This is a genomic window from Streptomyces sp. NPDC003042, assembly GCF_053591315.1.
In genome coordinates this window covers 234,314-259,451 of record NZ_JBSFTP010000001.1, presented here as the reverse complement: position 1 = coordinate 259,451, position 25,138 = coordinate 234,314, and the positions used below count along the sequence as shown (strand labels likewise).

26 protein-coding genes and 3 tRNA genes are annotated in these 25,138 nt (G+C 72.3%); 15 read left to right on the top strand and 14 right to left on the bottom strand.

The features are described 5' to 3' along the window. Positions 1-23 precede the first annotated feature (23 nt). The gene (gene upp, locus ACWDYJ_RS01175; RefSeq protein ID WP_329381989.1) at positions 24-659 is read right to left on the bottom strand and encodes a uracil phosphoribosyltransferase; all 636 of its coding nucleotides are present in this window, start codon (positions 657-659) and stop codon (positions 24-26) included. A gap of 166 nt (positions 660-825) precedes the next feature. Between upp and ACWDYJ_RS01170 the strand changes: the two genes are divergently transcribed. From ACWDYJ_RS01170 to ACWDYJ_RS01125, 10 genes are all read left to right on the top strand, one after another. Then, positions 826-1,803: a universal stress protein gene (locus ACWDYJ_RS01170; protein WP_451563327.1), complete on the top strand. Its 978-nt coding sequence runs from the start codon at positions 826-828 to the stop codon at positions 1,801-1,803. Positions 1,804-1,925: 122 nt separating this feature from the next. Next, positions 1,926-2,165 carry a hypothetical protein gene (locus ACWDYJ_RS01165; RefSeq protein WP_451563326.1) on the top strand — a complete coding sequence of 80 codons (240 nt, stop codon included), beginning with the start codon at positions 1,926-1,928 and terminating at the stop codon, positions 2,163-2,165. A 184-nt stretch (positions 2,166-2,349) separates the two neighbouring features. Then, positions 2,350-2,898 carry a tRNA adenosine deaminase-associated protein gene (locus ACWDYJ_RS01160; RefSeq protein WP_451563325.1) on the top strand — a complete coding sequence of 183 codons (549 nt, stop codon included), beginning with the start codon at positions 2,350-2,352 and terminating at the stop codon, positions 2,896-2,898. Between the two features lie 68 nt (positions 2,899-2,966). Then, complete coding sequence (tadA, locus tag ACWDYJ_RS01155) at positions 2,967-3,395, top strand: tRNA adenosine(34) deaminase TadA (protein ID WP_451563361.1); 429 nt, start codon at positions 2,967-2,969, stop codon at positions 3,393-3,395. 58 nt (positions 3,396-3,453) lie between these two features. Continuing rightward, positions 3,454-3,540 (top strand) — tRNA-Ser (locus tag ACWDYJ_RS01150). A 215-nt stretch (positions 3,541-3,755) separates the two neighbouring features. Further along, positions 3,756-4,046, top strand: a complete 291-nt coding sequence (locus ACWDYJ_RS01145) for a hypothetical protein (protein ID WP_451563324.1) — start codon at positions 3,756-3,758, stop codon at positions 4,044-4,046. A 104-nt stretch (positions 4,047-4,150) separates the two neighbouring features. Continuing rightward, positions 4,151-4,345, top strand: coding sequence for a hypothetical protein (locus ACWDYJ_RS01140; protein WP_451563323.1), 195 nt, complete (start codon positions 4,151-4,153; stop codon positions 4,343-4,345). A 202-nt stretch (positions 4,346-4,547) separates the two neighbouring features. Continuing rightward, on the top strand, positions 4,548-5,519 hold the full coding sequence (locus ACWDYJ_RS01135) for an RNA polymerase sigma factor SigF (protein ID WP_451563322.1): 972 nt from the start codon (positions 4,548-4,550) through the stop codon (positions 5,517-5,519). Between the two features lie 232 nt (positions 5,520-5,751). Then, complete coding sequence (locus ACWDYJ_RS01130) at positions 5,752-6,591, top strand: RNA polymerase sigma factor SigF (RefSeq protein WP_451563321.1); 840 nt, start codon at positions 5,752-5,754, stop codon at positions 6,589-6,591. 62 nt (positions 6,592-6,653) lie between these two features. Continuing rightward, positions 6,654-7,448, top strand: a complete 795-nt coding sequence (locus ACWDYJ_RS01125; RefSeq protein ID WP_451563320.1) for a hypothetical protein — start codon at positions 6,654-6,656, stop codon at positions 7,446-7,448. A 31-nt stretch (positions 7,449-7,479) separates the two neighbouring features. Here ACWDYJ_RS01125 and ACWDYJ_RS01120 read toward each other — a convergent pair whose 3' ends face one another. Next, positions 7,480-7,707 (bottom strand): hypothetical protein, encoded by a 228-nt coding sequence (locus ACWDYJ_RS01120; protein WP_451563319.1) that lies wholly within the window; start codon positions 7,705-7,707, stop codon positions 7,480-7,482. A gap of 102 nt (positions 7,708-7,809) precedes the next feature. On the opposite strand from ACWDYJ_RS01120, the gene ACWDYJ_RS01115 reads away from it, so the two are divergent. Together ACWDYJ_RS01115 and ACWDYJ_RS01110 are read left to right on the top strand one after the other, a co-directional pair. Beyond that, positions 7,810-8,271 (top strand): MarR family winged helix-turn-helix transcriptional regulator, encoded by a 462-nt coding sequence (locus tag ACWDYJ_RS01115; protein WP_451563360.1) that lies wholly within the window; start codon positions 7,810-7,812, stop codon positions 8,269-8,271. 13 nt (positions 8,272-8,284) lie between these two features. Then, positions 8,285-9,901 (top strand): MDR family MFS transporter, encoded by a 1,617-nt coding sequence (locus ACWDYJ_RS01110; RefSeq protein WP_451563318.1) that lies wholly within the window; start codon positions 8,285-8,287, stop codon positions 9,899-9,901. Here the strand turns inward: ACWDYJ_RS01110 and ACWDYJ_RS01105 are convergent. The 9 genes from ACWDYJ_RS01105 to ACWDYJ_RS01065 all read right to left on the bottom strand — a co-directional run bounded on the left by ACWDYJ_RS01105 (position 9,898) and on the right by ACWDYJ_RS01065 (position 19,139). Beyond that, positions 9,898-10,536 carry a TetR family transcriptional regulator gene (locus ACWDYJ_RS01105; RefSeq protein ID WP_451563317.1) on the bottom strand — a complete coding sequence of 213 codons (639 nt, stop codon included), beginning with the start codon at positions 10,534-10,536 and terminating at the stop codon, positions 9,898-9,900. The two genes, ACWDYJ_RS01110 and ACWDYJ_RS01105, sit on opposite strands and share 4 nt — an antisense overlap. Before the next feature lie 91 nt (positions 10,537-10,627). Beyond that, complete coding sequence (locus ACWDYJ_RS01100; protein ID WP_451563316.1) at positions 10,628-12,703, bottom strand: glycosyltransferase family 39 protein; 2,076 nt, start codon at positions 12,701-12,703, stop codon at positions 10,628-10,630. Next, positions 12,700-13,995: a glycosyltransferase gene (locus tag ACWDYJ_RS01095; protein ID WP_451563315.1), complete on the bottom strand. Its 1,296-nt coding sequence runs from the start codon at positions 13,993-13,995 to the stop codon at positions 12,700-12,702. Before ACWDYJ_RS01095 ends, ACWDYJ_RS01100 begins: the two co-directional genes overlap by 4 nt. A 25-nt stretch (positions 13,996-14,020) precedes the next feature. Continuing rightward, on the bottom strand, positions 14,021-15,526 hold the full coding sequence (locus ACWDYJ_RS01090; protein WP_451563359.1) for a sensor histidine kinase: 1,506 nt from the start codon (positions 15,524-15,526) through the stop codon (positions 14,021-14,023). Positions 15,527-15,639: 113 nt separating this feature from the next. Next, the gene (locus ACWDYJ_RS01085; RefSeq protein WP_451563314.1) at positions 15,640-16,407 is read right to left on the bottom strand and encodes a response regulator transcription factor; all 768 of its coding nucleotides are present in this window, start codon (positions 16,405-16,407) and stop codon (positions 15,640-15,642) included. An 82-nt stretch (positions 16,408-16,489) separates the two neighbouring features. Further along, a complete protein-coding gene (locus ACWDYJ_RS01080) occupies positions 16,490-17,371 on the bottom strand; it encodes an amidohydrolase family protein (RefSeq protein ID WP_451563313.1) in 882 nt (293 codons plus the stop codon). Continuing rightward, positions 17,355-17,693: an antibiotic biosynthesis monooxygenase family protein gene (locus ACWDYJ_RS01075; protein ID WP_451563312.1), complete on the bottom strand. Its 339-nt coding sequence runs from the start codon at positions 17,691-17,693 to the stop codon at positions 17,355-17,357. Before ACWDYJ_RS01075 ends, ACWDYJ_RS01080 begins: the two co-directional genes overlap by 17 nt. 139 nt (positions 17,694-17,832) lie before the next feature. Further along, positions 17,833-18,708, bottom strand: a complete 876-nt coding sequence (locus tag ACWDYJ_RS01070) for a DUF2797 domain-containing protein (protein ID WP_451563311.1) — start codon at positions 18,706-18,708, stop codon at positions 17,833-17,835. Next, positions 18,705-19,139 (bottom strand): Lrp/AsnC family transcriptional regulator, encoded by a 435-nt coding sequence (locus tag ACWDYJ_RS01065; RefSeq protein WP_451563310.1) that lies wholly within the window; start codon positions 19,137-19,139, stop codon positions 18,705-18,707. Before ACWDYJ_RS01065 ends, ACWDYJ_RS01070 begins: the two co-directional genes overlap by 4 nt. Before the next feature lie 108 nt (positions 19,140-19,247). Here ACWDYJ_RS01065 and ACWDYJ_RS01060 point away from each other — a divergent pair, with 108 nt between their 5' ends. After that, the gene (locus ACWDYJ_RS01060; RefSeq protein WP_451563309.1) at positions 19,248-20,165 is read left to right on the top strand and encodes an SMP-30/gluconolactonase/LRE family protein; all 918 of its coding nucleotides are present in this window, start codon (positions 19,248-19,250) and stop codon (positions 20,163-20,165) included. Between the two features lie 51 nt (positions 20,166-20,216). Here the strand turns inward: ACWDYJ_RS01060 and ACWDYJ_RS01055 are convergent, their stop codons facing one another. From ACWDYJ_RS01055 to ACWDYJ_RS01045, 3 genes are all read right to left on the bottom strand, one after another. Further along, on the bottom strand, positions 20,217-20,582 hold the full coding sequence (locus ACWDYJ_RS01055) for a PH domain-containing protein (protein ID WP_451563308.1): 366 nt from the start codon (positions 20,580-20,582) through the stop codon (positions 20,217-20,219). 108 nt (positions 20,583-20,690) lie between these two features. Beyond that, a tRNA-Arg gene (locus tag ACWDYJ_RS01050) sits at positions 20,691-20,763 on the bottom strand. A gap of 208 nt (positions 20,764-20,971) precedes the next feature. Then, positions 20,972-21,062 (bottom strand) — tRNA-Ser (locus ACWDYJ_RS01045). Positions 21,063-21,242: 180 nt separating this feature from the next. Between ACWDYJ_RS01045 and ACWDYJ_RS01040 the strand changes: the two genes are divergently transcribed. Beyond that, complete coding sequence (locus ACWDYJ_RS01040) at positions 21,243-21,671, top strand: SSI family serine proteinase inhibitor (protein WP_451563307.1); 429 nt, start codon at positions 21,243-21,245, stop codon at positions 21,669-21,671. Between the two features lie 119 nt (positions 21,672-21,790). Beyond that, positions 21,791-25,129, top strand: a complete 3,339-nt coding sequence (locus ACWDYJ_RS01035) for a PAS domain-containing protein (RefSeq protein ID WP_451563306.1) — start codon at positions 21,791-21,793, stop codon at positions 25,127-25,129. The last annotated feature ends 9 nt before the right edge of the window (positions 25,130-25,138 follow it).

Below are 25,138 nucleotides of genomic sequence, written 5' to 3'. Positions count from 1 at the left end.
CGAGCGCCGACCGCGCGGTACGGCTATTCGGCCGAGCCGTACATGCGGTCGCCCGCGTCACCCAGGCCCGGCACGATGTAGCCGTGCTCGTTGAGCCGCTCGTCCACGGCGGCCGTCACCACCGTCACCGGCGTGCCCGCCAGCTCGCGCTCCATGATCTCGACGCCCTCGGGCGCGGCCAGCAGCACCACGGCGGTCACGTCGTCCGCGCCGCGCTTGATGAGCTCCTGGATCGCCGCGACCAGCGTGCCGCCGGTGGCGAGCATGGGGTCCACGACGTAGACCTGACGCCCGGAGAGGTCCTCGGGCATGCGCGTCGCGTACGTGGAGGCCTCCAGGGTCTCCTCGTTGCGGACCATGCCCAGGAAGCCCACCTCGGCGGTCGGCAGCAGCCGCACCATGCCGTCCAGCATGCCGAGACCGGCCCGCAGGATCGGTACGACCAGCGGGCGCGGGTGGGACAGCTTCACCCCGGTGGTCGGGCCGACCGGGGTCTCGATGTCGGCCTGCTCGGTGCGTACGTCGCGGGTGGCCTCGTACGCCAGGAGGGTCACCAGCTCGTCGGCGAGCCGCCGGAAGGTGGCGGAGTCGGTGCGCTTGTCGCGCAGCGTGGTGAGTTTGTGCGCCACCAAGGGGTGATCGACTACCTGCAAACGCACAACATCCTCCAAGACTCAGCCGGGTTTCGACCTGTGACCTGCGACCCTGCTACCTGCGAAAACGGCCGCTGTACGCGACCTGCACCCAAAAGGCTACGCGCTGGCAGGACCGCTCCGTGTCCACGGCGAAGATGCGGCCCGCCCGGACGGCCAGCACGCTGGACTGGTGAGCAACGGACGGAACAACGGACTGGGCGGCCCACTGGTGATCGCGGCCGTCGACGGATCCGACCACAGCCTGCGGGCCCTGGAGTGGGCCCGGATGGCGGCACTGCGCCACGACGCCGCGCTGATGGTCGCCCATGTACTGCCCGACGTCTCCCAGTTGTACGCCGGCCGGCGCTCCGCCCTGCACGACGCGAACGAGCCGGACGAGTACTCCGACCCGGTGGGCGACCACGTGCGCACCGTCCTGGAGGCCGCGCCCGAGCTGCCCCGCGAGGTGCGGTACGAGGCCCTGGAAGGGTCCGTCCCGGAGGCCCTGCGGGTGGTCGGCGGCGAGAGCGCGCCGCTGATGCTGGTGATGGGCTCCCGGGGGCGCGGCGGGTTCGCCACGCTGCTGCTCGGATCGAACAGCCGGGCCGTGGCCACCACCGCGCCCTGCCCGGTCGTCGTGGTCCCGCACCCGGACCGCGCGCCGCACCCGGCCGCCAAGGACGCCCCCGCCGGAGCTTCGGCCGGGCGGGTGGTCCTCGGGCTGCACACGGCGGAGACCCCCGACGACGTGCTGTCCTTCGCGTTCATGGAAGCGGCCGCACGGGGGACCACCGTCCAGGTGCTCTCGGCGTACGCCATTCCGCCCTCGCCGACCCCGCTGATCGACGCCCCCTTCGCGGTGATCCCGCCCGAGGGGCTCGCCGACGGCGGGGACACGATGCCCGCCGAACGGGAGATGCTGCGCGCCCAGGCGGAGCGGCTGGCCCCGGTGCGGGCCCGCTACCCGGACGTGCCGGTCGAGCAGGCCGCCGTACCCGGCGACGCGGCGGGGCGGCTGGTGACCGCGTCCCGGTCGGCGGCGCTGATCGTGGTGGGCCGCCACCACCCGCGCCTGCGGGCCCTGCCGATGGGCTCGGTGGCTCACGCCCTGCTCCAGCACGCGCACGGCCCGGTGGCGGTCGTACCGACGCTCACGGCCGATGCCTGACCCTGACCTGCACCGATCTGTGCGTGAGTGGCATCAATCGGGCCGTCCGGGGGAAGGTGGACGCGGGGGGTCTGCTTCGCGTCGGCGGAGGAGGACGACCGGACCAGCCTGGGTGGTGGCCGATGCCCGAGACGCAGTCGAGCCGAGCGAGTGACGACAGGGACGGGAGCGAGGCGAGCGAGGGAAGCGATGGGAGCGATCCGTACGACGCGCCGGAGACGACGGCGCAGCGAAGGGCGCGACGTGCCCAGTTCCTGCGCGATCTGAACGAGGCCCGGGAACTGCGCGACCGCGTCCAGCCCCGCCGCGCCCGCGCGGCCCGGATGCGCCAGCAGATGCGCATGCGTACGTTCCGCTGGTGACCGGCGCCCGGTGACCGGCGCCGCGACACGGCCACCGTGCGGAAGACCTCTCGCAAAGCCGCTGTTTCTGCCACGATGCCGATTGGGCGGGGTAAGGACCGGCGAGCGTCACGGCCGTTCCCACCCCATCCTCCGGCCGGGGGGACCTCCAACCGGCACGCCTATGACCAGTGGGAGAGTCACGGTGTATTTCGCCGCACTGCTCGCGCGCACCGAAGACGGGTGGGAAGCGAGCGACCTGGAACTCGACGACGTCGAGTCCCTCAGTGATCTGATCGATCTCGCCCGTTCCGCCGCTGTCGACGACGACACGGTGGTCGCCCTCATCGAGCAGGAGGACGCCTGGTTCGGCGTCATCCGCGTGGACGGCGAGGAGGACCCTCGGTACTTCGTATCGAACGCCTCCGCCGCCGACCGCAGCTCCTACGGCTCGATGCTGACCAAAGAGCTGCTGGGCAGCGACGAGGAGGACGACGAACTCGACGAACTGGACCTGGACGGCACCGAGGACGGCGAGGAGGAACCGATCAGCGCGTTCACGGACGAGGACGACGACGCGGACGACACGGTGGGAGCCGGCTCCGAGCCGCTGCCGACCGGTCCGCTCGGCGACCCCCGGCTGCTGGACGATCTCGGAGTCAGCAACAAGCAACTGATGACCCTCGACGGAGACGCCCTCTCGGAGATCGCCGACTCGCTCGGCGCGACCGAGGTACTGGAGGCCGTCCGCTAGTGATCGCCGCGCACGACATCACGTACGACCACGGTCCCGACCCCGTACGGGATCCGTGGCGGGACTCCATGCGCCTGGCGCTCCAGGAGGCCGACCGGGCGGCAGCGGCCGGCGACGTGCCGGTCGGTGCCGTCGTGCTCGGCCCGGCCGGGGAACTCCTCGCCACCGGGCACAACGAGCGCGAGGCCACCGGCGACCCCACGGCGCACGCCGAGGTACTGGCGCTGCGCCGGGCGGCCGCCCGGCTCGGGGAGTGGCGGCTCTCGGGGTGCACCCTGGTGGTCACCCTGGAGCCGTGCGTGATGTGCGCGGGCGCGCTCGTCCAGTCCCGGGTGGCCCGCCTCGTCTACGGCGCCGGGGACGAGAAGGCGGGCGCGGCGGGGTCGCTCTGGGACCTCGTACGGGACCGCAGGCTCAACCACCGGCCGGAGGTGATCCGCGGGGTGCGGGAGGAGGAGTGCGCCCGGCAGCTGACGGACTTCTTCCGGAAACTGTGAGGCGCGGCACCGGATACGGATTTCAGCCCGGCGTGCTCTTTGGGCTAAGCTCTCTCTCGGTAGCGTGTCCGAGCGGCCGAAGGAGCACGCCTCGAAAGCGTGTGATGGTGCAAGCTATCCGTGGGTTCAAATCCCACCGCTACCGCTCTGATCGAGAGCCCCGCCCCGCAAGGGTCGGGGCTCTCGGCTTTTCCCCGGCGCCGTCGGTCCGTCCGTTGCGTCGCCTCGTGTCGTGTCTTGGCGCCCGTCGCGTCTTGGCGCCCGTCACGTCGCCCGTCGCGTCGCGTCCACTCGCCCGCGTCGGCGCCCCTCCGGGGGGACACCCGCGTGACCGGCCGCCCGTTCGGCCGTTGTCACGGCATGACCAAGACCCAGCGCATGCTCGCCGCCTTCGCCCTCGCGGGGGCCGCCGCGGGCCTCGCCGCACCGGCCGCGTCCGCCTCGCCCATCGCCCCGCTCACCCTCCCGGACCTGCCCACGGCAGCCCCGGGCATGCCGGAGGGTACCCAGCCCCGTTCCGTCCAGGAGATCGGCGGGAAGCTCGGCGAAGGCGCCAACCAGCTCAACCAGCTGATGGAACTGCCGAACCAGCTCGCCCCCGTGATCGCGCCCGTCCAGCCGCTCGTGGACCTGGCGGGCGGCATCGAATAGCGAAGCGAAGAAGGCCCCGACCGGAGTCGGGGCCTTCTTCGTGAGCGACGGGGTCCTTAAAGGACAGGTGAATGCCCAAACTTGACCGGTTAGACTCCACCGACTTGGCAGGACCGGTTGGGGAGGCCGTACCGCTCATGGACACCAAGAAGCTCGTCATGGGCGCGCTCGTCGTCTTCGTACTCTTCGTGATCATCACCCAACCGGTCAAAGCCGCCGATTTCGTCGAAATAGGCTTCCAGGGAATCTCGGATGCCGCCTCCGGGATCGGCGAGTTCATGACCGAACTGGTGACCTGAACCCGTACGCTGAAGCGGTTTCCGGACCCCCCGGCCCCCCACTCCGACGGGTGGGGGGTCTTTTGCGTTCTCCTCGTGTGGGCAGAATGCCCTGTTATGCCCAACTTGCCCTCAACACGGAGATATACGGTGCTTGCACACAGCGCACATGTCTTGTGATGCTATGACCGCTTTTGACGGATGAGTTGACTGAAGGGGTGGCGTGACCGTGCCGGCCAGTACTGCGCCTCAGGTGCCACCCCAGCAGGACCCCCAGGAAGACGCCGCCCCGGTCCCTCCGGCCGCCTCGGTTCCTCCGGCGGCCTCGGCCGCCCCGGCCCCTCCGGCCCCTCCGGCCCCTCCGGCCGCCCCGGTCTCCCCGACCGCCCCGGCCCCGCTGGCAGCCCCGTTCCCGTCGAGGACGCTGAGCACTCGGGGCGCCGACACCCGGGCCCTCACCCAGATCCTCTTCGGGCAGCTGAAGGGCCTCCAGCCGGGCACCAGCGAGCACACCCGGGTGCGCGGGGCCCTCATCGAGGCCAACCTCCCTCTGGTCCGGTACGCGGCCGCCCGCTTCCGCAGCCGCAACGAGCCGATGGAGGACGTGGTCCAGGTCGGCACCATCGGGCTCATCAACGCGATCGACCGCTTCGACCCGGAACGCGGGGTGCAGTTCCCGACCTTCGCGATGCCGACCGTCGTGGGCGAGATCAAGCGGTACTTTCGCGACAACGTCCGCACCGTCCACGTCCCGCGCCGCCTCCACGAGCTGTGGGTGCAGGTCAACGCCGCCACCGAGGACCTCACGACCCTCCACGGGCGCACCCCGACCACGTCCGAGATCGCCGAGCGGCTGCGCATCTCCGAGGACGAGGTGCTCTCCTGCATCGAGGCCGGCCGCAGCTACCACGCCACCTCGCTGGAGGCCGCCCAGGAGGGCGACGGCATGCCCGGCCTGCTGGACCGGCTCGGCTACGAGGATCCGGAGCTGGCCGGGGTCGAGCATCGTGACCTCGTACGCCACCTCCTGGTCCAGCTGCCCGAGCGCGAGCAGCGGATCCTCCTCCTGCGGTACTACAACAACCTGACGCAGTCCCAGATCAGCGCGGAGCTGGGCGTCTCGCAGATGCACGTGTCCCGGCTGCTCGCCCGGAGCTTCGCCCGACTGAGATCCGCAAACAGGATCGAGGCTTAACCGGTTCGAGTGGAGGCGTTCCAGCGTTTCCCTACAGAACCGGCTGATTCCGCTCGGTCGCCGTTCTGTCGCTGGAGATACTTGTCGACATGACGCTACAGCGTGTTGCCGACATGTGACATTCTGCTGGAACCGCGTTTGCCGCAGCCCCGCCTCCGGTATTCAGGTGGAGGCTGCGTTCCTCCGACGGGCGCGCAGAGACGCGACCCGTCCGCGACCTCAAGGGGGTGGCATGTCCGTAGACCAGGGCAGCTCCAAGGTGCTCACGCTTGTCAAGCGCGAGCTGCCGGCAGTGTCCGACCGCTCGGAAGCCATCGACACCCGCACCCTCTCCCGCTCCCTCTTCCAGCGACTTGCCGCCCTGGACGCGGACAGCCCCGACCGGGCGTACGTACGTGACACCCTGATCGAGCTGAACCTGCCGCTGGTGCGCTACGCCGCGGCCCGCTTCCGCAGCCGCAACGAGCCGATGGAGGACATCGTCCAGGTCGGCACCATCGGCCTGATCAAGGCGATCGACCGCTTCGACTGTGAACGCGGCGTGGAGTTCCCGACGTTCGCGATGCCGACCGTCGTGGGCGAGATCAAACGATTCTTTAGGGACACCTCCTGGTCCGTCCGCGTCCCGCGCCGGCTCCAGGAACTGCGCCTCGCGCTGACCAAGGCCAGCGACGAGCTGGCCCAGAAGCTCGACCGGTCGCCGACCGTGCCCGAGCTCGCGGCGGTGCTCGGGGTCTCCGAGGAGGACGTCGTCGACGGGCTCGCCGTCGGCAACGCCTACACCGCCTCCTCGCTCGACTCCCCCTCCCCGGAGGACGAGGGCGGCGAGGGCTCCCTCGCGGACCGGCTCGGGTACGAGGACACCGCGCTCGAGGGCGTCGAGTACCGCGAGTCACTGAAGCCGCTTCTGGCCAAACTCGCGCCCCGGGAACGGCAGATCATCATGCTGCGCTTCTTCGCCAACATGACCCAGTCGCAGATCGGCGAGGAGGTCGGCATCTCCCAGATGCACGTCTCCCGGCTGCTCACCCGGACGCTCGCGCAGCTCCGGGTCGGCCTGATCGGCGAGTGACCGGAGCGTCGGCCGGCCCGCGCGGGCTTCCTATTTGACGTAGCGTCAGGAAAACTGGCGCGATGCGAACGGGAACGCGCGCGGCGCTCACCCTCACCCTGTGCTGCACGGCCGCCGCCGCCCTCACCGGCTGCGGCGGCCCGGCCCGGGACGGCTATGTCGCCGTGGGCGCGGCGGCCCCCGGGCCCGAACGGGGCGCGGGGGAGAACGTGGCGCCGCAGGGCCGGGTGGAGTTCCAGCCACTCGCCCCGCCACTCGGCCCGCCACCGTCGGGCGCCGGGGCACCGGCCGGCTCAGCCACGTCGGCCGCCCCTCCCGGGGGTGCCGCATCGACTTCCACGCCGCCCGGCGGCACGGGATCACAGCCCTCAGCCGGCTCCGGGTCCGGCTCCACGTCCGGCCCCGCGCTGCCTGCTCCGACCGGCGGCACGCCGGGTACGCCGGATCCGGGCACCCCCGCCGCTCCCGTCACCCCTGGCGCTCCCGCCCCGAAGCCGGGCACGACCGCACCGGTCCCGCCACCGCCGACCACGCCGGCCCCGCCCGCCACGGCGGCGCAGCTGTCCTTGAGCACCCCGACGCGCGCGGCGGCGTCCGACCGCTGGTGCGAGCGCGTCACGGTCACCTTCGCCAACACCGGTGGTACGGCGGCTCGTTCCGGCACGGTCAGCTTCGCGACGCACATCATCGGCGCCCTCGGCATCGACTGGGCCACGATCACCACGACCCAGGCCCTGCCCGCCCCCATCGCGGGCGGCACGTCGAAGACCCAGACCTACACGGTGTGCGTGGACGCCTGGCGGGTCCCCCTGGGCATGCGGGTGGAGACGCGGAGGGTCACGGCCACCTGGAACTGACGGCGGCGGCCCGGACCCGGCCTGGACCCGTCTAGACGACCAGCCAGAGGGCCGCGCCGATCAAGATCAGCAGCCCGAGGCCCAGACCCAGCCGGAGTCCGGTCTTCGAGCCGGATCCCTTCGGCCGCCGCCGGGCGCCCGGGACGGACGGGGCGCGGACCGGTTCGGCCGCCTCCTCCACGAAGGCGCGGAACATCTGCGTACTGCCCGCGGGGTCGTAGCCGCCCTCGGGTCCGGGTGAGTTGTGGTTCGCAGCCATGCCTCAGGACCCTAGCGGGTTTTCCGATTCCTTTACCGCCGCACACCCCAGATTCATTTGCCTGTAGCAACCATCAGTTCTATGGTTGCCCTAAGCAACAAGATGGGGGACAGTGCGGTGACCACGCGGACCAGCCACGGCACGGACGCCCGCAGCACCCGGTACGAGGAACTGGCCCGCCGACTCACCGGCATCGGCGCGGTCAGACGTGACCTGGCCCGGGTCCTGCCCCCCGACTGCCCGCCCGGCTCCGCCGCCGTCCTCACCCTGCTCGACCGGCACGGCGAGATGCGGCTCAGCCGACTGGCCGCGTACATGGCCGTCGACATCTCGGTGACCAGCCGCCACGTGGCCCACGTGGCGCAGCGCGGCTGGATCGAACGGGAGACCGACCCGGGTGACGGCCGCTGCCGGATCCTGCGCCTCACCCCGGCGGGACGCGCGCTGCTCACCGACCTCTGCGCCCGGTACACCGACGCGCTGGAGAAGGCACTGGCCGACTGGTCGGCCGAGGACATCGACGTACTCAACACCCTGCTGGCACGACTCCGATCGAGCTTCTAGACAAAGGAAAGACATGGCGACGACCACACCCACCGGTGTGCGGGGAGACGGCCGGCCGGAGACCACGTCCGACGGCACCGCTCCCATGACCCACCCGCAGATCATGAAGGCGCTGTCCGGGCTGATGCTCGGCATGTTCGTGGCGATCCTGTCCTCCACGATCGTCTCCAACGCCCTGCCCCAGATCATCAGCGACCTCGGCGGCACCCAGTCCTCCTACACCTGGGTCGTCACCGCCGCCCTGCTGTCGATGACGGCCGCGACCCCGCTGTGGGGCAAGCTGTCCGACCTCTTCAGCAAGAAGCTGCTGGTCCAGATATCCCTCGTGATCTACGTCCTCGGGTCGGTGATCGCGGGCATGTCCCAGAACACCGGCATGCTCATCGCCTGCCGTGTGGTCCAGGGCATCGGCGTGGGCGGCCTGTCGGCCCTCGCCCAGATCGTGATGGCCGCGATGATCTCCCCGCGCGAGCGCGGCCGCTACAGCGGCTACCTCGGCGCGGTCTTCGCCGTCGCCACCGTCGGCGGCCCGCTGCTCGGCGGCGTCATCACCGACACCGAGTGGCTCGGCTGGCGCTGGTGCTTCTACGTCGGCGTGCCGTTCGCGGTCATCGCGCTGATCGTGCTCCAGAAGACGCTGCGGCTCCCGGTCGTCCGCCGGGACGTCAGGGTCGACTGGCTGGGCGCCTTCCTGATCAGCGGCGCGGTCTCGCTGCTGCTGATCTGGGTGACCCAGGCCGGCGACTCCTACGAGTGGATCTCCTGGCAGACCTGGGCGATGACCGGCGGCGCGGTGGCGCTCGGCCTGCTCTTCGTCCTCGTCGAGTCCCGCGCGAGCGACCCGATCATTCCGCTGCGGCTGTTCCGCAACAAGACCATCACCCTGGCCTCGGCGGCCTCGCTCTTCGTCGGCATCGCGATGTTCGCCGGGACGGTCTTCTTCAGCCAGTACTTCCAGCTGGCCCGCAACGAGTCGCCGACCATGTCCGGCGTCCTGACCATCCCGATGATCGGCGGCCTCTTCGTCTCCTCCACGGTCTCCGGCCAGGTCATCACCAAGACCGGCAAGTGGAAGGCCTGGCTGGTCGCGGGCGGAATCCTGCTGACCGCCGGCCTCGGCCTGCTGGGCACCCTGCGCTACGACACCCCGTACTGGCACATCGCCGTCTACATGGTGCTGACCGGCCTCGGCCTCGGCATGATGATGCAGAACCTGGTCCTCGCCACCCAGAACCAGGTGGCCCCCGAGGACCTCGGCGCGGCCAGCTCCGTCGTCACCTTCTTCCGCTCGCTCGGCGGCGCCATGGGCGTCTCGGCGCTCGGCGCCGTCATGGCCAACCAGGTCACCCAGTACGTCAAGGACGGGCTGACCGCGCTCGGCCCGAAGGCTGCCGCGATGGGCCACGGGGGCACCGCCGGGGGCGGGATCCCCGACCTCGACAAGCTGCCCGCGCCGTTCCGCGAGGTCGTCGAATCCGCGTACGGACACGGCGTCGGTGACGTCTTCCTCTACTCCGCCCCGTTCGCGCTGCTCTCCGTGGTGCTGGTGCTGTTCATCAAGGAGGTCGCGCTGCAGTCGAAGCCGGCCGCGCACAGTCCGGCGACCGAGGCAGCCCCGGACAGGACCTAGCCCCGCCGCCGGGCGGCCTCGGCCTCGATGCCCGCGATCAGGACGTCGAGCGCCAGGCCGAAGTCCGCCTCGGGCGCCCGCCGGACCGTGCCCCCGCAGCCGTTCAGGCCGCACCCGTTCAAGAACTGGGAGACGGCCAGGTGGGCGCCGGTCCGGCCGGCGTACGCCAGGCCGGTCGCGGCCAGCAGCCGTTGCAGAGCGGCGTCGAAGGCCCGGGCGTGCGGGCCGATGTTCGGGTAGGCCACGCTCAGCGGAGCCACCCACGGGTGCTCCGCCAGCAGCCGCCGATAGCCGCGGGCCAGCTCCCGCAGCCCGCCCGGCCAGGCCTCCCGCGGGAGCGGGTCCAACGGCAGGTGCTGCTCTCCGAGGGCGCTGTCCAGGGCGAGTTCGAGCAGATCGTGCCTGGTGTCGACGTACCAGTACAGGGACATCGCGGTGACCCCCAGCGTGGCGGCCAGCCGCCGCATGGAGAACCGGTCCAGGCCCTCGGCGTCGAGCAACCGCACGGTGGCGGCGGTGATCCGGTCCCGGTCCAGCCCGGAGGCCCCCTCCGTGCGACGTCTGGCGGGAGCAGCGGGCCTGACGGTCAGCCACACACTGGGCCTGGCCTCGTCCGGATCGGCCTCGGTCACCATGGAGGCACCCTCCTCACCACAGGGGGATCAGCCCGGAATGCCCGGTCTGCCCTCTTGATGCTAGGGGGTGCCCCCCGTTCAGTTGGTGGGATCAGGACGTGCCGGTCGAGGGAGCCGTCAGATCGTAGAAAGTGGCGCCGCCGACCGTGGAAGCCGGGAACGTCACCTTCACCCAGGCCTCGATGGCGCTGCCAGTGGCGCCGCCGGGGCCGCCGGGGCCGCCCTGGAGCATCGTGGAGCCCTCGCCGGTCTCCAGGGCGACGTCGTTCCGGCCGATGAACCAGTGGACCTTCTCCGCCTTCACGTAGGCCTGGAACTGCTCCAGCGTCGGTGAGGGGTCGCTGCCGTTGAATCCGCCGATCGCCATCACGGGCTCGCCGGATGCCAGTTGGTAACTCGCGGCGTTCTGCGAGCCGATCGCCGCCGCCGCCCAGGTGTACCGCGCGGAGTCACGGCGCAGGGCCGCCTCGGCCTCGGCGCCGACCCGCGTGCCGCCGAGCAGCCCGCCGGGGAGGCGCAGTCCGCCCGGTCCCTCGAAGCCGCGGCCGTCACCCGGACCGGCGCCTCCCCCTGGCGGCGCCCCCGCCGGACCGCCCCGGGGCGGTGCTTCCCCGCCGCCGCCGGGGCCGGACGGCGCCGCCACGCCCCCGGGACCGCCCCGGCCGCCCGCCACCGCTGGTCCGGCGGTCACGATGGAACCGGTGTGGCCGCTGTTCACGGTGGTCAGGCAGTACGCGAGCGGCCCGGCCAGCGCCGCACCCAGTCCCAGCGCCGCCGTGGCCAGCAGGATCCGGCGGCCCCTCCGGACGGCGAACGGCAGCGCGACCGCGGCGAGCACCCCGCCGACCAGGACCGCCCAGCGCAGCCACGGCAGGTACCCGGTGGACCGGCCGAGCAGGACGAAGGCCCAGTACGCGGTCAGCGCGAGCGTCCCGGAGAGGGTGAGCACGGCGGGCAGGCTGCCGCGCTCCTCCCACAGCACGGCGACGCCCATCCCGGCCAGTGCGGCGACGAACGGCGCCAGCGCGACGGTGTAGTACTCGTGGAAGATGCCCTGCATGTAGCTGAAGACCACGGCCGTGATCAGCAGGGAGCCGCCCCAGGCCAGGAAGGCCGCGCGGGCCATGCCGTCCAGCGAGTCGGTGGCCCGGCGGGCACGCCAGGTGATCACCAGTCCGGCCACGAGGAACACCAGGGCGGCCGGCAGCAGCCAGGAGATCTGACCGCCGGTATTGCCCGAGAACAACCGGTCGATGCCGGTCTCCCCCCAGCCGCCTCCGCCGAGGCGATCCCCGCCGCCGACGCTGCCGGTCTCGTTCCCGTTGATCCGGCCGAGGCCGTTGTAGCCCAGGGTCAGCTCCAGGAAGGAGTTGTTCTGCGAGCCGCCGATGTACGGGCGGGACGCGGCGGGCCACAGTTCCACGACGGCCACCCACCAGCCCCCGGCCACCACCATCGCGAGCCCCGCCAGCAGCAGCTGGCCCAGGCGCCTGCGCAGCCGCGTCGGAGCGCAGACCGCGTAGAGCAGGGCGAGCGGCGGCAGGATGACGAAGGCCTGGAGGGTCTTGGTGAGGAAGGCGAGGCCGACCGCGACACCGGCCCAGACGAGCCATGTGGTGCGCGCGCCGTCGAGGGCACGCAGCACGCAGTGGACGGTGACGGTCAGCAGCAGGGTGAGCAGCGCGTCGGGGTTGTTGAAGCGGAACATCAGCGCGGCGACGGGCGTGAGCGCGAAGACGCTGCCGCTGAGCAGGGCCGCTCCCGGGCCGAACTGGCGGCGTACGGCGGCATACAGCACACCGGTGGTGGCTACGCCCATCAGGGCCTGCGGGACGAGGATCTGCCAGGACCCGAGCCCGAAGAGCCGTACGGAGAGCGCCATCGGCCACAGCGCGGCCGGGGGCTTGTCCACGGTGATGGAGTTCCCGGCGTCGGAGGAGCCGAAGAAGAAGGCCTGCCAGCTCTCGGAACCCGCCTGGACGGCTGCGGAGTAGAAGGAGTTGGCGTAGCCGGATGCGCCCAGGTTCCACAGCAGCAGGACGGCCGTGGACAGCAGCAGGGCGGCGTAGGCGGGCCGTTCCCAGCGGGGCCGGGTCGTGACCGCCCGGGTGGCGACGGGTGAGGCGGGTGGAGCGGGTGGGAAGAGCGGCAGTGCTGGCGTGGTCATGGGCCCTCCTGGGACGCCGTGGTGGAGGCCGTCGGTGCTTCGAACGCGGTGCCGTGCCGCTCGGGGAAGACCCAGGCGCGCAGGAGCAGGAAACGCAGCACGGTGGCGGCGAGGTTGGCGGTGATCAGCACGGCCAGTTCCGTGCGGTGGGCGGGTTCGGCGCCGGCCGCTCCGAGCGCCGCGAGGGAACCGCTGGTCAGAGCCAGCCCGATGCCGAAGACGACCAGCCCTTGGGCCTGGTGGCGCACCGCCCGGGCCCGGCCGCGCACCCCGAAGGTGAACCGACGGTTGGCGGCGGTGTTGGCGACGGCGCAGAGCAGCAGGGCAACCGCGTTGGCGCCCTGCGGGCCGGCCACCGCGCGCAGGGCGGAGTAGAGCAGCAGGTAGAGCAGGGTGCTCAGGACCCCGACGGCGCAGAACCCGAGCAACTGCCGGGCCAGTCCGCGCGGGACCCCGGGCAGGGCGGTCCGGTCGCGGGGGTCGTCCCCGAAGGGTCGGGCGAGGCGGTCGAGCGGGAGCGCGCCGACGGCCAGCGCCCGGCCCACCCGCCAGACCCCCTTGAGGTCCTCGGTGGCGGTGCGGACGACGTGGACGGTGGAGTGGGGGTCGTCGATCCAGTCCACCGGCACCTCGTGGATCCGCAACCCGGCCCGCTCGGCGAGCACCAGCAGCTCGGTGTCGAAGAACCAGCCGGCGTCCTCCACGAGCGGCAGCAGCCGTTCGGCGACCTCCCGCCGGATGGCCTTGAACCCGCACTGGGCGTCGCTGAAGCGGGCGGCGAGGGAGGAGCGCAGCAGCAGGTTGTAGGCGCGGGAGACGAACTCCCGCTTCGCTCCGCGCACCACCCGCGAGGAGCGGGCCAGCCGGGTGCCGATGGCGAGGTCGGAATGGCCGGAGATCAGCGGGGCGACGAGCGGCAGGAGTGCGTTCAGGTCGGTGGAGAGGTCCACGTCCATGTACGCCAGGACGGGTGCCTCGGAACGGGCCCAGACGGTGCGCAGAGCGCGGCCTCGGCCCTTTTCCTCCAGCCGCGTGCTGCGTACGCCGTCGAAGCCGAGGGCGAGGGCGGCCGCGATCTCGGGGGTCCGGTCGGTGCTGGCGTTGTCCGCGATGGTGATCCGGAAGGGGTACGGGAAGGTGCGTGTGAGGTGGGCGTGCAGTCGGCGCACGCAGGGGCCGAGGTCCTTCTCCTCGTTGAACACCGGGATGACCACGTCGAGTACGGGGACACCGGGCGGGGGCGCGAGAGGCGCCCGTGCCGGAAGGGCTCCCGGAGAGGTGTCGGTTGGCATGCACCGACCCTCGCGGGGCGGCCTGTCACCGCTGTGTGGTGAGCCTGTGACCCGTCTGTGAGTCCTGGGGCGAGTCCTCGGTTGTGCCTCCGGAGGGGAGCAGGACCTCGAAGGCGGTCCGCCCCGGCTCGCTGCGCACAGCGACCTGTCCGCCGTGCGCCGACACCACGGCCTGGACGATGGCGAGTCCGAGGCCGGTGGAGCCCGCGGCCCGGGACCGGGAGGCGTCGCCGCGGGCGAACCGTTCGAAGACATGGGGCAGCAGGTCGGGCGGGATGCCCGGCCCGTCGTCCTCGATCCGCAGCCGGACGGCGGATGTTTCACGTGAAACATCGACAGTGACGGTGGTGCCGGGTGGGGTGTGGGTGCGGGCGTTGGCGAGGAGGTTCACCAGGACCTGCTGGATCCGCGCCGGGTCGGCGCGGACGGGCGCGGGCTCGTCGGGAAGGCACAGCCGCCAGTGGTGTCCGGGCCCGGCGGCCCGGGCGTCGCTGACGGCGTCGACGACGAGCGGGGCGAGGTCGGTGTCGGTGTCGCCGGCACAGAGCGGGCGGCCCGCGTCGAGCCGGGCCAGCAGGAGCAGGTCCTCGACCAGGCCGGTCATCCGGGTGGCCTCGGACTCGATCCGGCCCAGGGCGTGTCGGGTGTCGGGTCCGGGCTCCTCCCGGCCCCGGCGGGTGAGTTCGGCATAGCCGCGGATCGAGGCCAGGGGCGTACGCAGCTCATGGCTGGCGTCGGCGACGAACTGCCGGACCCGCATCTCGTTCTGCTGGCGGGCCATGAGGGCGGAGGAGACGTGGCCCAGCATCCGGTTGAGTGCCGCGCCGACCTGGCCCACCTCGGTGCGGGGGTCGGCCTCGGCGTCGGGAACGCGCTCGTGGAGTGCCGGTTCGCCGCTGTGCAGGGGCAGTTCGGAGACGCGGGTGGCGGTGGCGGCGACCCGGCGCAGCGGCCGCAGGGCGACCCCCACCAGGGCCTGCCCGGCGAGGGAGGCGGCGATCAGCCCCGCCAGGGTGACCGAGACCTCCACCGCGACCAGCGTGCGCACGGTCGAGTCGACCTCGCGCAGCGGGATCCCGAGGGCCAGCGCCCCGTCGGAGGCGGTCAGCACGCGGTAGGCGCCCAGGCCCGGCAGGTCGCTCTCCACCGGCACGGTCCCACCCTTCTGCCCGGCCCTGCGGGCGACCTCGGCGAGGGCCGCCGCCTGCGCCTCGGTGAGGGGGCGGACGGGATCGAGCGAGGGTCCTTCGGCGGGGGAGCTGCGGGCGGTGCCGAGGACTTTGCCCGTGGAGTCGAGGCGGATCCCGGCGGTGTCCCGCGGGTTGCCGGGGGCCAGGACGAAGCCGAGGCTCTTCTCGCGGGAGGCCTTCTGGGCGCCGGGCCCCCGTACGGCCATCTCGACGGAGGTGCGCAGCTGCTCGTCGAGCTGGTCGACCAGGTACGAGCGCAGGGCGAGCGTGGTGACGGTGCCGATGGCCGCGCCGACGACGGCGATCAGCGCGACCGCCGAGACCACCAGCCGGGTCCGCAGGGACCAGGGGCTGCGGGTGGGGGAGGGTCTGCGGGTGGGCGAGGGTCTGCGGGTGGGCGAGGGTCTGCGGGTGGGCGAGGCGAGTCGTACGGGCGTTACGGGCACTACGGGCCCTACTCGGCCGGCTTGATCAGGTAACCGGCGCCGCGCCGGGTGTGGATCATCGGCGGCAGTCCGGTGCCGCCCTCCAGCTTGCGGCGCAGGTAGGAGATGTACAGCTCGACGACGTTGGCCTGGCCGCCGAAGTCGTAGGACCACACCCGGTCCAGGATCTGCGCCTTGCTCAGCACCCGGCGCGGGTTGCGCATCAAGTAGCGCAGCAGCTCGTACTCGGTGGCGGTCAGGTGGACCTCCTGACCGCCCCGGACCACTTCGTGGCTGTCCTCGTCGAGCCGCAGGTCGCCGACGGCCAGCACCGAACCACCGCGTGCGGCCTGCGCGGCGCCCGAGCGGCGGACCAGCCCGCGCAGCCGGGCCACGACCTCCTCCAGGCTGAAGGGCTTGGTGACGTAGTCGTCGCCGCCCGCCGTCAGGCCCGCGATCCGGTCCTCGACCGAATCCCTGGCCGTCAGGAAGAGCACCGGAACGTGCGGGAGCTCCCGCCGCAGCCGGCCGAGTACGACCAGCCCGTCCATGTCCGGGAGCATGATGTCGAGGACCACGACGTCCGGCCGGAATTCCCGCGCCGCCCGCACGGCGCCCGCGCCGTCGCCGGCGCTGCGGACCTCGCAGCCCTCGTAGCGCAGGGCCATGGACAGCAGCTCGGAGAGCGAGGCCTCGTCGTCCACGACGAGGACCCTGCAGGGTCCGCCGTCGGGGCGCACGAGGGCCGTGAGGTTGCCCGTGGACGTGGACGCGTGGGAGGTGGTCGTCGCAGTCATGGCTTCACGCTGGCCGCCGCCTCTGAGAGCGTTCTTGCGCCTACCTGTGAATCTCCTGAGAATCGCCGCAGGCTACGGAGCCTCAGCCGTCGAGGCGCAGGAGCCGGGCGCCGTTGTCGTGGCAGACCGCGCGCAGCCAGTCGTCACCGAGCCCGAGCCGTTCCAGCGCCTGGAGCTGGTGCTCGTAGGGATAGGGGATGTTCGGGAAGTCGGTGCCCAGCAGGATCCGGTCCCCGAGGTCCGCGAGCCGTCCGAGGTCCCCGGGCGGGAAGCCGCCGAACTGCTCGGAGAAATCGGTGAAGGCCATGGTCGTGTCGAGGCGGACCTCGGCGTACCGGTCGGCCAGGTCGAGGAAGTCGGCGTACTCCGGCATCCCCATGTGGGCGACGATCAGCGGCAGCCGGGGGTGGCGGGCCAGCAGCCGGGCGATCGGCTCGGGTCCCGTGTGCTTGCCGGGCACGGGTCCCGACCCGCAGTGGACGACGACGGGGATCCCGGCCTCGGCCAGCAGCCCCCACACCGGTTCGAGCCGGTCGTCGTTCGGGTCGTACCCGCCGACCTGGAGGTGCGCCTTGAAGACGCGGGCGCCCGACTCCACGGCCTGCCGGGCGTACGCGGCCACGCCCTCCTCCGGGAAGAAGGTCGCGGTGTGCAGGCAGTCGGGGGTGCGGGTGGCGAAGTCGGCGGCCCAGGAGTTGAGCCAGGCGGCCATCGCCGGCTTGTGCGGGTAGAGCATGGACGTGAAGGCCCGGACTCCGAACTCCCGCAGCAGCGCGACCCGCTGTTCCTCCTCGTGCCGGTAGGTGATGGGCCAGTCGACGCCGGTCAGCGGGCCGACCGCGTCGAAGTAGTCCCACACCTTGTCCAGGACCCGCTCGGGCATGAAGTGCGTGTGGACGTCGACCAGTCCGGGCAGCCCGAGCCGCTCACGGAAGGCGCGGACCGCCTCAGCTGTTGCGGGCAAAGCCGTGACTCCGCTCGACGGTGGCGACGTGCAGGGTGTAGCTCTCGTACCAGTGGGCGCGGCCCTGTTTCATGGCCGCCTGGTGCTCCAGGTCCTCCCGCCAGGCGGCGAGGCTTTCGTGGTCGCGGAAGTAGGCGACGGTGATGCCGAGGCCGCCGGGGGTGCGCGCGGACTCGTAGCCGAGGAAGCCGGGATTGTCGCTGACGATCTCGTTCATTCGGGCGTTGACCTCGGGATATCCGCTCTCGTCAGGGGTGCGCACATTGGCGAACACGGCTATCACGTACGGCGGTTCGAAGGCCGGAACCGGCTGGATGCTCATGCCCTCCACCCTCGGCTGCCGGGCCCTGGCATGTCCAGCGGAAAGGGCCCCGGCCGGCGAAAGGGATCCAAGTCTTGACCTGCCTTGAGAGCAGCCCGCCAAAACAGCCAGGTCATGACAGCCCGGTCAGAACAGCCCGTCAGAACAGCCCGTCCTGCCCGACGGCTGGGGCGACCGGGGCGATCTCCGCGAGCGGGACATCGGTGACCGCCTCCGCGGGGGCCGCGGCCAGCGCCCAGCCGACCAGCAGCCGGGTGTCGACCACCAGCCCGTCGGCGAAGTGCAGGTCCGGCCCGGCCGCGCCCGCCAGCCGGCCCACCACCGAGCCACCCGGCACCATCTCCCTGACCACCCGGGCCGGGGCGGGCAGCCCGGCCAGTCCGAACGGCTCGGCGTGGTCGGTGATTTCGCAGTCCATCCGCTCCAGCGACTCCGGCCACCCCGGCAGCGCGGCGGCCCGGGCGTGCAGCTCGGCGACCTCCCGGGCCCGCTCGGGCCCCGGCGGCAGGTGGGCCCGTACGGCGCGTTTGCGGGCGTAGGCGATCCGGTCGGGCACGGCGAGCGCGGCCCGCAGCAGTTCCTCCGTGCGGCGCGTCGCCATCAGCGGGCCGCGCCCCAGCCAGGTCCAGGTCACCGCCCCCTGCTCCAGGAGCCGGGCCAGACCGCGTTCCTCGGCGGTGATGCCGACCTTGACCATGCCGGGCCCGAACCACGCCAGGTACACCCGGTAGGTGCGCGGGTCGGCGGCGTTCGTGTCGGCGGCCACCGAGAAGGACCGGTCCAGCCGGGCGCACTCGGGGCACTGGGCGTTCCCGGCGCGGCCCGGCACTGTCGCGGCCGTCGGACAGGGCGTCCGCTTCCCGGCCCGCCGCACTCCCGTGCAGTGCCGCTCGCCCAGGGCGACGAAGGCCAGCCGCTGTCCGTACACGAGCGCGCTGCTGCGCTCCCCGCGCCCGTACCAGCCGATGGCGGGATGTCCCTGGCTCCACCGGATCCCGGTGCACTGCCAGGTCACAGAGGGAGCGGCCGCTCGAAGAAGGTCTCCAGGACCACGGTGGCGTGCGTGCCGCTGACGCCGTCGATGGCGTAGAGGCGGCGCAGGACGTCCTGGAGCCGCTCGGTGGAGGCCGTACGCACCTTGACCAGCACGGAGGCGCTGCCCGCGATGATGTGCGCCTCCTGGATCTCCGGGATCGCGGCGAAGTCGGCGGCGGCATCCCCCATCCAGGCGTTGGAGTCGACCATCACGTACGCCAGGACACCGCTCCCGACGGCGGCAGGATCCACCTCCACCGTCGTGCGCCGGATGACCCCGCGCTCGCGCAGTTTGCGGACCCGCTCGTGGGTGGCCCCGGCGGAGAGTCCGACGGCCGCGCCGAGAGCCGCGTACGACTGCCCCGCGTCCTGCTGCAGGCGCAGGACGAGCGCCCGGTCGATGTCATCCACGGATCTTCCTCTCCTTGAGCCCGTCGGCTCTTGCGAAGACGGTACCTGATCCTGCAATCTCACCATTGGACCGAACACAATTCGGCTTGCCGAGCATGAGGGGGAGAAATGTCAGCCATCGCGGACCTCACCTTGTACGAGATCCTGGACGACCGGTTCCGCACCGGCCGCTGCGCCAACGGCGACGCGCGGCTGGAGCGGCTCTACGACGACTGCCGCTGGGCGGAAGGCCCGCTGTACTTGCCGGCCTGGCGCCAGCTGGTGTGGAGCGACATCCCCAACGACCGGATGCTGCGGTGGGACGAGGCGTCCGGCGCGGTCTCCGTCTTCCGCTCCGCGGCCGGCCACTCCAACGGCAACACCCTCGACCGCGAGGGCCGCCTGATCACCTGTGAGCAGGGCAACCGCCGCGTCACCCGCACGGAGCCCGACGGCCGGATCACCGTCATCGCCGACCGCTACGACGGCAAGCGGCTCAACAGCCCGAACGACGCGGTCGTGCGCTCGGACGGCTCCATCTGGTTCTCCGACCCCGACTTCGGCATCACCAGCGACTACGAGGGGCGGCGCGCGCCCAGCGAGATCGGCGCCTGCAACCTCTACCGCGCCGACCCGGCCACCGGCGAGGTCCGCCTCGTCGCCGACGGGTTCCTCGGCCCGAACGGCCTGGTCTTCTCCCCCGACGAGAGCGAGCTGTACGCGGCGGACACCCGCGCGGGCCACATCCGGACCTTCAAGGTCGGCGACGACGGCACCCTGAGCGGCGACCGGGTCTTCACGGCCTGCCCCTCGGTGGACAACATCCGCTTCGACGACGGCGGGCGCCTGTGGGCGGCCGCGATGGAGTCGGGCGTGCACTGCTACGCCCCGGACGGCGACCTGATCGGCCGCCTGCGCGTGCCGGAGCCCGTATCGAACATCGCCTTCGGCGGCCCCAGGAACAACCGCCTCTTCATCACCGCCACCACTTCGCTCTACTCGCTGGTGCTGTCGGTGACGGGCCTGCCCCGCGTCGTCATGTCGTGACCGGCGGGGCGGGGCCGCCCACCACCCGGACGGCCCCACCTCCCCGGTCCCCTAACGGGTGACGAACTGGGTCAGGATGGCCTGCACCTCGTAGATGTCGACGCCCTTGGTGAAGGTCTTCTCGACCGGCACCGGGCTGCCCGATATCCAGATCTTGAGCTCGGCGTCGAGATCGAAGTGGCCGGCGGTCTCCACGGAGAAGTGCGTGATGCTCCGGTACGGGATGGAGTGGTACTCCACCTTCTTCCCGGTGAGGCCCTGCTTGTCGACGAGCACCAGGCGCCGGTCGGTGAACAGGATGGTGTCCCGGATCAGCAGATAGGCGGCGTGCACCTGCTCCCCGTTCCCCAGCAGCCGGGCGAAGTCGCGCTGCGCCGATACCGGATCGACGGTGTGAGCGTTTCCGAACAGACCCATGGAGTCCCCCTTCGAAGGTTGAAGATCAACCGATCTCCGAAGGCTATCCGCGACCACGTCAAGACAACGCAAGAGGCCCCCCGGCGAACCGGGGGGCCTCTTGGGCTGTGCACTCGGCAGGATTCGAACCTGCAACCTTCTGATCCGTAGTCAGATGCTCTATCCGTTAAGCTACGAGTGCTTGGGCTGTTCGGGGTTTTGCGCCCCGTTGGCCTTGCGAGAACAACAATACATGGACCTCGGCGGGACGCGAAATCCATTAGTCCCACCGCTGCTGGCCTGCGGAAACGACCCGGAAGAAGATCATCCGGATGTCCGCGTCAGCGCCCGGAACACAGCGGAAACGCACCGAAGCCCCGGTCCATGCGGACCGGGGCTTCGGTGAGGTGCGGAGGCGGAGGGATTTGAACCCTCGATGGGGTGTAAGCCCCAAACCGCATTAGCAGTGCGGCGCCATAGACCGGACTAGGCGACGCCTCCAGCACACCCTCGCGTACGAAGGTGCGTGCAGATGATGACACAGGCGCGGGGCCGGTCACCAATCCGCTCCCACGGTACAAGGAGCCGGGCCCACAGGGCAAAGGCTTAAGCGCGGTCGCAACGTCCGAGCGGGCACGTCGTTGATGAGGGGTACGACGTACGGACGACCTGGAGTGCCCCATGCTGCGTCTCGCCGCTTTCGCCGTAACCTCCGCCCTGGCCGCCGCGGCGGCCGGACCACTGCCACCGCTGCCCCTGGGCCGGCTGCTGGCGCCGGCGCCCGACCGGCTCACCATCACCGTCTCCGACACCGGCAACCGCCGGGTCGACGGCGAGTACCGGCTGGAGTGCGGCCCCGTCGGCGGCAACCACCCCGAGGCCGAGAAGGCCTGCGCCCGGCTCGCCCAGTTCGCCAAGGAGGGCCGCGATCCCTTCGCGCCCGACGCGAAGCGGCAGATGTGCACCTTCCAGGACGGCGGGCCGGCCACCGCCCGCGTCACCGGAACCTGGCGCGGCCAGAAGGTGGACACCACCTTCCGGCGCAAGAACGGATGCGACATCACCAGGTGGAACGACTTGGAACCTGTGCTTCCGAGTGCGCGTGCCTGACCTGGGAGGATGCGGCGGATGCGCGGTTTCCGCCGTCCATCGGCCACCTCGCCGCGGGGCGGTGCCCTTAGACTCCTCCCGTGACTTACCGGTAGTCGTGGTCAGGGAGGAAGCTCGTCGTGAGCAGCAGGCCATCCCGAGGCGCTGCTCGCCTCGCAGCAATACTCGACGCTCTTCCGGACGCGCTGTTGCTGGTCAACGCCAACGGCACGGTCGTCAACGCGAATTCGATCGCCCTCGAGGTCATGGAGAGCCCCGGCACCGGGCTCGTCGGACGCGGTCTGCTGGACCTGCTTCCGGAGTTCGACTCCAAGCTGATCCCCGGTTCCATGCGCCGCCCCGGTGACGACGAGGACGGCCGCGCCCGGCCCAAGCGGATGATCGCGCGCCGTACCGACGGCACCGAGTTCCCCGTCGAGGTCACCAGCGCCCACCTCGACGGCCGCGACGCCTACCGCGAGCCCCAGCCCGCCTACACCGGCGACGAGCTGCTGATGCTCGTCGTGCGGGACCTCTCCGAGACCATGGACACCGAGGCCGAGCTCGCCCGCTCGCAGCGGCAGACCGAGATGATCCTGCGCGCCGCCGCCGAAGGCGTCGTGGGCACGGACACCGAGGGCCGGGTCGTCCTGGTCAATCCGGCCGCCGCGCAGATCCTCGGTTACCGCGCCACCGACCTCGGCAACCGCGAGCTGCACGGGCTGGTCCAGCACTCGCGCGCCGACGGTTCGCCCTTCCCGTTCGACGAGTCCCCGCTCGCCGACACCCTGCGCAGCGGGCGCAAGCACCGGGTCCGCGGACAGGTGCTGTGGAACAAGGCCGGACAGCCGGTCGCCGTCGACCTGACCACCTCGCCCGTACGGGACGGGGAGCTGCTCGTCGGCGCCGTGATGACCTTCACCGACCGGCGTCCGTACGACGCCCTCGCCGCCCGCCACGCCCAGTTGCTGGCCGTCCTCGGCGACTCCCTGCGGGGACCGCTGGACGAGCTGCGCGGGGAGCTGGCCACGCTGGCCGCCGACGACGCGGGGCAGCTGTGGCCCGAGGCCAACCAGCTGCTGCACCATCTGGCCGCCGGCTACTCGCGGATGACCACCCTGGTGGACAACGTGCTCGGCTTCCAGCGACTGGACGCGGGCCGGGACAAGCTCAAGAAGAAGAACGTCCTGATCAACACGGTCGTCGGGGCCGGAATCGACGGCGCGGTCGAGCTGATCGGCCCCGGGCGGGTGCAGTTCGCCGTCCACGCCCCGACCATCGAGGCCGAGATCGACGCGGAGCGCATCGCGACCGCCCTCGCGCACCTCGTCGCGAACGTCGCCGGGGTGGACGCCACCGGCAAGACCGCCCAGGGCAGCGGGTACGGCGACTCCACGGTCGTGGTGGCCGCCGCGCAGCGCGGTGATGTCGTACGGATCGAGGTGCGCGGCCCGTACGAGGGCGGCAGCCCGGTCCACGAGCCGATCGTGCGGGGCATCGTCGCCGCTCACGGCGGTGTGCTGCAGACGGTGGAGGTTCCCGGCGCGCCCGGCGGGGCGTACGTGCTGGAGCTGCCGCTGGGCTCGGGAGCCGGGACGGTGACCCTGCCGGAGCCGACGGAGCCCGTCCCGGCCGGGCCCGGTGGCTCCGACGGGAACACCCCCGCGGGCGAAGACACCCCGGCGGGCGGCGGGCGGCGGGCGCGGCGCGGGGTGGACGCCTTCCTGGACGACCAGACCGGCCAGGCCGCCCAGGCGCAGGCCCCCGGGCCCCGCGCGGGCGGGAGCGCGCTGGCGCTGCCGTCCGGGCGGCGCCGCGCGGACGGCAGCATCGCCGACTCCGGCCCGGAGCTCGCACAGTCCCCGGTCAACCCCGCTGGGCTCGGTACCGGACGCCGCCGTGGCCGTGACGGCGACGGCAGCGAGGACGCCGTACGGGACGGATCCGGGCGGCCCGTGCCCCCGCAGGGCACCGGCATGCCGGCGCTCCCGCCCGTACCGGTGGTTCCGTCCGTTCCGGTGACCGAGCATCCGGCGGGGCGCCGCCGGGCGCTGGGTCCGGCCGGTCCGCCCGCGCAGCCCGGTGGTCCGGTGCCGGCGGCAGGGCTCGCGGCCCCCGCCGCACGCCGGCCCATCGCCCCCGAGGGCGGCTTCGCGATGCCCGCCGGGCCGACTCCCGCCGCAGCCCCGCAGGCGCCCGACCTGGCCGGTGCGGCTCCCGCTCCCGCTCCCGCTTCCGTGCCCGCCGAGGCCGATGCCGAGGCCGACGCCGCGGGCGGGCGTCGTGGCCGCCGGGTGCTCGGCGCGCCCGCTGCCGCCGAGCCGGAACCCGTGGCCGTCGAGGGCGCGGAAGACCCCGCACACCCGACCGGGCGGCGGCGTGCGCTGCCCGCCACCCCGGCCTGGCCCGTTCCGGCGGCGCGCGGCGCCACCGAGGACGACGAGACCTCGGGCGGGATCGCCGTCCCCTCGGCCCGCCGGCCGGTGGACGGCCCGGCCACCGCGGGCCGGCCGATCAGCGTGCACGCGCTCGGCACCCTGGGCCAGGGCATCTCCGTGGACGCCACCGGTTCCGAACCGGGTGGTTCGGGCTCCGGCCGGCGCCGTCGGCTCTCCGAACCGGCGCCCCAGGGCCGCGCCTTCGCCATAGGAGCCCCCGAGGCGGGCTCCGCCGAGGGCCCCGAGCCGCTCGACGGCCCCGGTGGCGCCGTCGAGGTGGTCAACCGGCCCGTACCGCGCCCCGTGGACGACGAGCTGCCGCCCGAGCCGCTGGACAACCCGCGCCGACTGCTGGTGTGGCCCGCTCCCGACGCGCAGACGCAGCAGGCCCTCAGTGACCGCGGGTACCGCCCCGTGATCGTGCACTCCCGTGAGGAGGTCGACGCGCAGATCGCGGCCTTCCCCGCCGCGCTGTTCGTCGACCCGCTGACCGGGCCGATCACCAGGACCGCCCTGCAGTCCCTGCGCCAGGCCGCCGTGGCCGCCGAGGTTCCCGTACTGGTCACGGCCGGACTGGGGCACGCCACGCGCGAGGCCGCGTACGGCGCCGATCCGGCCGTCCTCCTCAAGGCCCTCGCGGCGCGCGACAGTGAGCAGCACCCCGCGCGGGTGCTGCTGATCGAGGAGCAGGACGCGATCGCCGCCGCGCTGACCGCCGCTCTCGAACGGCGCGGGTTGCAGGTGGCCCGGGCGGGCGCCGACACGGACGCCGTCGAGCTGGCGACCCGGATGCGGCCGAACCTCGTGGTCATGGACCTCATGCAGGTCCGGCGCAGGCGGGCCGGGATCGTGGACTGGCTGCGCGCCAACGGGCAGCTGAACCGCACGCCCTTGGTCGTCTACACGACCGCAGGGATCGAGGAGGCCGACCTGCCGGGGCTGGCCTCGGGCGAGAGCGTGCTGTTCCTCGCCGAGCGGGCCACGACGGCCGATGTCCAAGGCCGCATCGTGGACCTGCTGGCCAAGATCGGCACCAACTAGTCATCCTGG